This window comes from Pseudomonas sp. C5pp (assembly GCF_000814065.1).
In the GTDB taxonomy this organism is placed as follows: Bacteria; Pseudomonadota; Gammaproteobacteria; order Pseudomonadales; family Pseudomonadaceae; genus Aquipseudomonas; species Aquipseudomonas asiatica.
In genome coordinates, this window is sequence record NZ_JWLN01000029.1 from 83840 (window position 1) to 92493 (window position 8654).

Sequence of the window (8654 nt, forward strand, 5' to 3'; positions counted from 1 at the left end):
CTTGCCGGCCTCTTCGCGGGTAAACCCGCTCCCACAGGTACTGCACCGGTTCCGGGGCTGCGCGGTCCCTGTGGGAGCGGGTTTACCCGCGAATGGGCCGCAAAGCGGCCCCGTGCGGTGGATCAGGCTGGCTCTGCCTCGAGCTCCAGCATGGCCTCACGGTACCGCGCCAGTTCCTCGATGGTCAGCACCGGCAGATTGTATTGCCGCGCATACACCGCCACCTGCTCGCCACGGGCCATCGTGCCATCGGGGTTCATCAGTTCGCACAGCACTGCCGCCGGGCGCAACCCGGCCAGGCGTGCCAGGTCTACCGAGCCTTCGGTGTGGCCACGGCGGGTCAGCACCCCGCCATTGCGGGCGCGCAGCGGGAATACATGCCCCGGGCTGACGATATGGCGCTGGTCCGCAGTAGAGCGCAATGCCGCGCCAATGGTGGTGATGCGGTCCTGGGCGGACACCCCGGTGGTGATGCCTTCCGCCGCCTCGATGGTGACGGTGAAGCCGGTGCCATGGCGTGCCTGGTTGTTCTGCACCATGGGTGCCAGTTGCAGTTCGTCGACGGTGGCCTCGTCCAGGCACAGGCAGACGATGCCGCTGCAATCGCGAATCATCATGGCCATGGTCTGCAGCGAGATGTTCTCGGCGGCGGCGATGATGTCCGCTTCGTCCTCGCGGTCGTCGTCGTCGAGCAGCAGCACAGGGCGCCCGGCCCGGAAGGCGGCGATGGCGGCGCTGACATTGGGGAATTGCGGGTGGTGCGTGGTGGACATGAAACGCTCCTCGTGAATGATCGATGAACGTCTCGGGGCGAACAAAATGCGCGCGCAGGGGCGCCCGGATGGCCCCTGCCTGACGCCTTCTTTCATCCGGACTATGACCGTCGGCTCTGGAGTCTCACCAGATCTGCTGACCCCCGGCATGGCCGGGGCGCTCGCGGGCTCATCTTTCGATTTACCGCCGGTGGGGACTTCCACCCCGCCCTGAAGACCCGCCAAGCATACAGCACATTGCCTCCTCGCTGGCAACCGACGGCTCTACGACCTTTGGCGGTACCGCTTGCCCAGTTTGGTGCTTTCGCTTAACAGGGCAGCCTAGGTCAGTATCGCGGTTTCTTCCTCAACCGGTCCTGAGTTTAATAGAGGTCATTGGCATTTATAAGATCAATTATCAAGCACTCGAGTAGGTCACTGAGCCATTTCACCTCAATGACTTCTTTGTTGCTCAGGCCAATGATCCTGTCAAGGCGCTCTCCGTGTGCGGATTTGTTTCTAACGAAGTAAGCATACTTGATGCACAGGATGGCAATGACTTCCTGGTTTTTCGATAACCCTGCCTTGAGGTGTTTCTCTATATGTGCCTCTACGGCGCCGATGTGCTGGGCTTTGGTGAGTGAATCCTTACGGTAAGACAACGTCTCTTTGAATACTTGCATGAGTCTGGCGTCTGTGTACCTCAGTACGAAATCTTTGAATGCGCCTGCCTTGCCGTCATGTTCGTAATCGTTGAGGATCAGCTGCCTCCAGCGGAGTTTCTTGCGTAGCTCATCTGCCGTTATGTTTCCCAGCAAGGTTCTCGAGCTTTCCGACGCTCGGGCATGATCTAGGAGAAGTGATCTGGTCGTCTGTTGGCATTCGAGTTCAGTGCTTTTCTTGGCGATAGTCCGATACAGTGCATTGAATGACTTCCACAGAGAGTCAAATCGGTCATAAATGTCATGTTTGGTTTTCGAACGAGTCAGGTGAGATACAGCCTTAAGAAGACCTGCACCTTTTTCTGACTCTGCGAGGATGGCTTCAAGTCGATCAATCTTGAAGCCAGAAAGGAATCCGGATGTGAGCTTGGCGTGGCTTTTGAAATCGGTATCTTCGATCTTCTTTACACCGGCTGGGCGGTCGCGATATTGGGTTGATATGGTTATGGAGGTTAGTTCTGGGATTGTCGTTTTTCTGCAGATGTAGAAGAATATGGCTTTAGTGATCTGCCCATACAGTGCGCTTTGGTAGTTGTTGAATACGCCATTCAAATCGATTTTTGAGGCCCGGGTGCAGTTTATCGAGATTTTTCGGTTTGTGATTACCAGTTGGTCTTGATACGAACCGCCGCCGCTGTAATCGATAAACCCAGAAAAAAGTGTTTCTGGCTTTTCGCTGTTTTTCAGGTCTATCTCAATAAGGTAATGGTATCTTTGACGCATCGTTCATCCATGATTCGAGAGCACATGAATGAACCGTATCAGTAAATCATGAGTGATGGCTATAGGCCATTTCTGGCGGCAAGGCGGTACTTCGCCCAGACATCATGGTGCCCCTTTATTTCAATGTATTCAGGTCGTCATCGGCTCTACTGTGACATCCCTTCAATCACCCGCTTCAGCGAGGCCGGTAACATCGGCCCATGCCCCAGCCCGTCAATCCGCTCGAACCGTGCCTGCAACCCCGGCACCTTGGCCAGGTCTGCCACCAGCTCCCGCGCCGCCCGTTCTCCATCCCCTTGCACCGGCATGCGCGGGTTAGCCGGCTCCTCACTCCCGCGCATCAGCAACAATCGAGGCCGGCTGCTACCCAAGCGCTGGTCAAGCCCCTGCGCCTCACGCACGATCGCACCGTCATGCCACCACAGCGAAGGGCTGGCCGCCACATAGTCACTGAAAGCCCCAGGCCGGGTGAACAGCGCATGCAGCACGGCCAACCCACCGTAGGAATGCCCCCACAACGTCTGCCGCTGCAGGTCGATCGGTGCCATACCCGCCACCAGCGGCCGCATGCGCTCGCTCAGCAGATCGAGGAACTCGTCCACGCCACCGCTCGGTTGCCCGGTCAACGGGTCCAGTTGCTCAGCCTGCCCAGGCAACGCCGGGGTGTAGTCATAGGTGCGCCCGACCCGCTCGATCCGCTGATCGGTCTGGTACCCCACGGCCACCAGCAATGGCGCCTGGCCGGCGGCAAGCTTGCCCAGCAGCAGGCTGTCCAGCGCCCCCAGCGCGGCGTTGCCATCGAGCATCCACAGCACCGGGTAACCCGCCGCTGGCGCCGGGCGGTCTGGTTTGCCGACCCACAAGCGGTAATGACGCTGGCCATCGGCCGAGTCCAGGTCGAGCTGGCTGAAGCGGTAGGCCAGGTCCTGGCGCTGCAGCAGCGAGGTATCCATCCTCTGTCGATGCTCGGGCTGCGCCAGGGCAGCAGGAGCCGCAAGGGCCAGTGCCAAAGCCAGCGTCAGGGTCATCTTGCTCATCAGGTGTCTCATCAGGGCTTTGCAAGGAGCGCAAGGCAGGAACGCCTAGATGATAATCAGTCCTGATTGAGCGTAAAGCGCATTAACTTTCTAAACAGTCCCGGGCCATCGGCAAAGTCATGTGCAGGCACAGGCCCGGGTGACCGTTGCTGGCCCACAAGCGACCGCCTTGCAGTTCGATGGCGCGGCGGGCGATGGCCAGGCCCAGGCCGAAGCCCGCGCCGCTGTCGGCCAGCCGCTGGTAGGGCTTGAAGATGCGTTCGAGCTCGGCGTGCGGCACCCCGGGGCCCTGGTCACTCAGGCGCAAGTGCCAGCAGTCGCCTTCCAACCAGCCATCCAGGCTGACCCGGCCCTCGACCGGCGAGTGGCGGATGGCATTGCGCATCAGGTTTTCCAGGGCTTGGGCCAGGCTGTCCAGGTGGGCTTGCACCACGCAGTCGGGGCCGAGCGAGCAGGGCAGGCGGGCGCGGTCCCAGCCGCTTTCGAAGCAGATGTCCTGGCACAAGGCTTCCCACACCGAAACCATCAACACCGGTTCGGTCGGCAAGCTGGGCTGTTCGGTGTCCATCCAGGCCAGGTCCAGCGTGTCCTCCAGAAGCTTCTGCATGTCGGCGACCTCGCGGTCCAGGCGCTCGCGCAACTGGGCCGGCGGCAAGCCGCTGTCATGGGCGATGCGCAGCCGCGCCAGCGGCGTGCGCAGTTCGTGAGACAGTGTGCGCAGCAACAGGCGCTGCTGCTCCAGGCTCTGGCGCAGGCGCCCGGCCATGTGCTCGAAGGCCTGCGCCAGTTCACCAAGCTCATCGCGCCGCTCCTGCAGGGGCAGGGCCGGGCTGTCGAGGTCGTCGGCACGCAGGGCGTCGGCGCGGTCGCGCAGGCGGTTCAGTGGCACCACAAGGTGGCGGTACAGCGCCAGAACCAGCAGCAGGGCGAGCAGCGTGGGGGCAACGCCATGGGTGATCACATGGGTCCATGGGGTCAGGCCGGTAGGCAACAGGTGTTCGGGCAGTTGCATTACCAGGCGACCGTGCTCGGGGTGCTGCGGGAACTCGATGCTGACGTAGGGCAGTTCATCCTGCAGGCGCCGGCTCATCGGCCAGTCGAGCTTGCGCATGAAAGTCAGGTGGCTAGCTTCCTCAGCGCTCAGTGGAGTGCTGCCAAGGCTCTGCAGGTGCGGCCCGACCAGCGCCACCCAAGTGCCCTCGGCCTGTTCCAGTTGCCTGCGCCAGGCCTCGGCCCCCTCCGCGCCGCCTTGCTCCCAGGCCTGTTCGGCTTGCTGTGCAAAGCGCGCCAGGTGGTCCTGCTCGGCTTGGGACAGGAAGTAGGTGCTGCGCTCCACCGACAGGCCCCAGGTCCAGATCAGCCAGGTCAGCAACAGGCAGAAGCCAACCTGCAGTACGGCCAGTTTCCATAGCAGGGGATGACGGCGCATCAGGCTTGTTCCGTGTCGACCAGGATGTACCCCTGGCCGCGTACGGCCTGGATCTGCAGGTGCTGGGCATCGATGTCGGCCAGCTTGCGGCGCAGGTTGCACACATGCACATCCAGGCCGCGATCCAGGCGGGTGTAGGCCCGGTGCAGCACGGTCTGGTAGAGAAATGGTTTGCTCAAGGCTTCGGCGGGGTGGGCCCGCAGGGTGGCCAGCAAACGGAATTCGGACGCGGTGAGGCCGGCAGCCTTGCCGTTGTGGATAACGTCCTGGCGGTCCTGGTCGAGCATCACCTCGCCGACGTCGGCACGCAGCGCCGTACCGCGATCGAACGCCACACGCCGCAGCAATGCATCGACCCGGGCGTCCAGCTCGGCCAGGCTGAAGGGCTTGGGCAGGTAATCGTCCGCGCCCCGGGTAAAGCCACTGATGCGATCCTGCTCGGCCCCCAGCGCCGACATCAGCATGACTGGCACCGCCTGCTGCTGGCGCAACTCGTCGAGCAGGCTGAGGCCGTCGATGCCCGGCAGCATGATATCCAGCAGCACCAGCTCGAACTGTGATTGCTGTATGGCATTCAGGGCCTGGGCGCCGGTGGCGCATGCGTGCACCCGGAAACCCCGTTTGAGGAAATGGCGTTCCAGGTCCTGGCGCAGGCGTGGGTCGTCTTCGGTGAGGAGAAGTGAAGTGGGCACAGCGAGCCTTGAATGAGAATTCGTATCAGTTACGAATCATCCCATTGCGGGCAGGGCGAGGGCAACGCCTGGATGTGTTAAGAAGGTTAATCCTGCTGCACCCCCGATTTCCCTTCGGTATCGTTCGCAAAAAGCAACTTGTTTCGTTTGCGAATTACTACCATTTGGGGAAGGGTGTGTCATGAGCAGTTTCAAAAGTTTGGGGGACTCGCGACGGGTTCGGGGCTGGCTGGCGCTGGGGCTGCTGGCACCGTTTTCGTTGTCGGCACTGGCCGAGACGGTAGCGACTCAGGCGTCTGCCGAGGGCAGCGCGCTTGATCTGCCGGCATTGACCATCGAAGGCAACCGCCTGTACGACATGCTGCCGTCGGAAGAAACTGGCGGCTACAGCGTGGATGCCGCCACCGTGGGCACCAAGACCCCCGCAGCGCTCAAGGACATTCCGCAATCGATCACCGTCTACACCCAGGACTACGTCAAGGACCGTCGGTTCGTGCACCTCGATGACCTGGCCAAGTACACCGCCGGCCTGCGAACCCTGACCAACGACAGTGGCCGTTCGTCGATCTACGCCCGTGGCTACGAGTACAGCGAGTTCAATATCGACGGGCTGCCGGCGCCCATGGCCAGCATCTTCGGTACAGTACCGTCGCTGGCGGCATTCGACCGTGTCGAGATCATGCGTGGCCCGGCCGGGCTGTTCAGCAGCACCAGCGAACTGGGCGGTATCGTCAACATGGTGCGCAAGCGCCCGACCGCCGAGTTCCAGGGGCACGTCGAAGGCAGCTATGGCACCTGGGACACCAACCACGAAGAAATCGACCTGAGCGGGCCGCTGGATGATGCCGGCCGCGTGCGCGGGCGCTTCATCGCCTCGCGGGACGACACCAATGGCGAGGTCGACTACAACGCCAACACCAGCAACAGCTACTACGGTGCGCTGGACATCGACCTGGACGACGCCACCACCCTGTCGTTCGGCCTGATTCATGAAGTGAAGAACATCACCCCGCACAATGGCTACCCGGCAACGCTGTCCGGCGAAGTGCCCGACTTCAGCCATTCGAAGTTCCTGGGGGCTGACTGGAATTACTTCGACGGCAAGACCACCGACCTGGTCGCTGAGCTGACTCACCGCTTCGACAACGGCGGCTATGGCCGTGTCGCAGCCCGTGGCTCGCATCGCGACACCAATTACCTGTACGCCTTCACCGCGACCAACGCCACCACTGGCGCGAACTCCGAGCGCGCCAGCGCCCGCGATTTCACCCAGGACACCTACTCGCTGGACGCCAGCTACAGCCAGCCGTTCGAAACCTTCGGCCAGGTCAGCGAATTTGTGGTCGGCAGCGACTACAAGAATTACGACACCGAATACCTCAACGGCACAACCAACCTGGGCGCCATCAACGTCAACACATACTCGCCGAAGCAGTTCGCCAAGCCATCGCCCAACTACAGCACCGAGACCGGTATGCAGGAAGAGGAATACGGCCTTTACTCCAAGGTCACCTTCCGCCCGGTCGAGCGTCTGGCGCTGATCGCCGGGGGCCGCTTCAGCTGGTACCGCGGTGATTTCTACACCACTACCCTCAGCAGCGGCGCCACCACCAACGACAGCAAGCGCGTGGATGGCCACTTCACCCCGTATGGCGGCCTGGTCTATGACCTGACCGAGAACCATGCGCTGTACGCCAGCTATTCGCAGGTTTTCAAGCCGCAGTCCGACACCGACAGCAATGGCCGGGTGCTCAAGCCGCGTGAGGGCGAGCAGTACGAGTTCGGTCTCAAGAGCAGCTACTTCGGCGGCGACCTGAATACTCGCTTCTCGGTGTTCCGTCTTACGGACAAGAACCGCGCGACCACCGTGTATGACGCCGACGGTGTGGCTACCACTGACTCTGTTGCATCCGGCAAGACCCGTGTGAAAGGCGCCGAAGTGGAAGTGAGCGGCAAACTGACGCCAAACTGGGAAGTGCTGGCCGGCTACACCTGGATGGAAACCGAAACCCTCAAGGGCGATGCCGAAACCACCTTCTTCATCATGCCGCGCAACCAGGCATCGCTGTGGAGCAAGTACACCATCAGCCAAGGGCTGCTGAACGGCCTGGCCATTGGTGGCGGTATTTCGGCGATGAGCAACTTCTATTCCGAGAACGGCGGTGTGCGCATCGACGCGCCAGGCTATGCGACTGTGGATGCAATGCTGTCTTATCCGGTTACCTCGAAGCTGACGGCCACCTTCAACATCAATAACCTGTTCGACCGGGACTACCTGTCGCGGGTGGGGTCGACCTCGACGTTCAACTTCTACGGGCCGTCACGGAGCATGATGGTTGGGGCGCGGTATGACTTCTGATAATCAGATTTTTCCCGTTGCGCGTAGGCCATTTCTGAAATAGCTTCCTAGCGCCCTTGAGCCATTGCGGTGGTGCTCCTGGCGGCCTAGTGTGGCCCAGTCGTTGCCAAATCAGCGACCGGGCCTGCAAGCCTGTCCAGAGCAAAATGCCGATCACCGATGCCAATGGCATGCCATTGCACGCGCTTAATGGTGGCTGCGTACGGGAGGTTTTCGAACCTGCCGGATTTTGCTCTCTGCCGGTCTTGCAGACCCGTACGTGGCTGCCACCCATAACACTGCAAGTCATGAGTGGCAGCTCTAGCCAACCTATAGAGAGTGTCATCATGCTTAAGATTGTCCCCGATCCACCCCACGATATTCATTCCCTTGAAGACACCCTGATCCAGGCCACGGACTATGCGCTGTGCGCTGCGACCGTTGTGCATCAGGCCATGCTGCTGCCCGCTCAGCCTCGGACTTTGCACTGAGGCTTGAGTGATGTGTTGTCTGGGCCGGCCTTTTCGCGGGTAAACCCGCTCCTACAACGATCGGTGGTCCATGTAGGAGCGGGTTCACCCGCGAAAGGGCCCGTCCAGGTAGTCGAGAATTTTCAGGGGGTTCAAAAATGACCACAGAAGAAACCCAGTTCACCGTCGGCAAAACCACCTTCTACCAAGGCGAACACGGCACCCATCCACTGTTCCGCATCGAGCCCGGCATCCCCTGCCGCGATGCCCGCGAGCAGTCCTCAGAGTTGATGGGCTATGTCCGCGAACTGACCATCACCGGCCTGATGGATGAGAAGCCGATGATGATCTGGGCTGCGCACTACCTGAGTGCGATGGCCAAGGCGCTGATGGATGATGCTGAATTGGGCATGGGGCAGTGAGCGTTTGCCTTTAGGTCGCATGAGGGCCGCAAGGTGTTCGCCGCGGCAGTTTCAGCGCCTGTCAGACCG

General features: G+C 61.2%; 8 protein-coding genes and 1 riboswitch. Of the genes, 3 read left to right on the forward strand and 5 right to left on the reverse strand.

The window, feature by feature from the left end; translation table 11 throughout:
* Nucleotides 1–122: 122 nt before the first annotated feature.
* The 5 genes from ribB to RR51_RS21620 all read right to left on the reverse strand — a co-directional run bounded on the left by ribB (nt 123) and on the right by RR51_RS21620 (nt 5355).
* Nucleotides 123–773, reverse strand: coding sequence for a 3,4-dihydroxy-2-butanone-4-phosphate synthase (gene ribB / locus RR51_RS21600; protein ID WP_039614625.1), 651 nt, complete (start codon nt 771–773; stop codon nt 123–125).
* 80 nt (nt 774–853) lie between these two features.
* Nucleotides 854–995, reverse strand: a riboswitch (FMN riboswitch).
* 140 nt (nt 996–1135) lie between these two features.
* A complete protein-coding gene (locus RR51_RS21605; RefSeq protein WP_039614626.1) occupies nt 1136–2197 on the reverse strand; it encodes a hypothetical protein in 1062 nt (353 codons plus the stop codon).
* Nucleotides 2198–2343: 146 nt separating this feature from the next.
* The gene (locus RR51_RS21610; protein ID WP_039614627.1) at nt 2344–3234 is read right to left on the reverse strand and encodes an alpha/beta hydrolase; all 891 of its coding nucleotides are present in this window, start codon (nt 3232–3234) and stop codon (nt 2344–2346) included.
* 82 nt (nt 3235–3316) lie between these two features.
* Entirely contained in the window at nt 3317–4663 is a 1347-nt protein-coding gene (locus tag RR51_RS21615; RefSeq protein ID WP_039614628.1) for a HAMP domain-containing sensor histidine kinase, read from the reverse strand.
* The gene (locus tag RR51_RS21620) at nt 4663–5355 is read right to left on the reverse strand and encodes a response regulator transcription factor (protein WP_039614629.1); all 693 of its coding nucleotides are present in this window, start codon (nt 5353–5355) and stop codon (nt 4663–4665) included. The genes RR51_RS21615 and RR51_RS21620 overlap by 1 nt, the downstream gene beginning before the upstream one ends.
* 181 nt (nt 5356–5536) lie before the next feature.
* Between RR51_RS21620 and RR51_RS21625 the strand changes: the two genes are divergently transcribed.
* The 3 genes from RR51_RS21625 (at nt 5537) to RR51_RS21635 (ending at nt 8585) form a co-directional block, all read left to right on the forward strand.
* On the forward strand, nt 5537–7714 hold the full coding sequence (locus RR51_RS21625; protein ID WP_039614630.1) for a TonB-dependent siderophore receptor: 2178 nt from the start codon (nt 5537–5539) through the stop codon (nt 7712–7714).
* Between the two features lie 326 nt (nt 7715–8040).
* A complete protein-coding gene (locus RR51_RS31315) occupies nt 8041–8184 on the forward strand; it encodes a hypothetical protein (RefSeq protein WP_177328679.1) in 144 nt (47 codons plus the stop codon).
* Between the two features lie 137 nt (nt 8185–8321).
* Nucleotides 8322–8585, forward strand: coding sequence for a DUF3077 domain-containing protein (locus tag RR51_RS21635; RefSeq protein ID WP_039614632.1), 264 nt, complete (start codon nt 8322–8324; stop codon nt 8583–8585).
* The last annotated feature ends 69 nt before the right edge of the window (nt 8586–8654 follow it).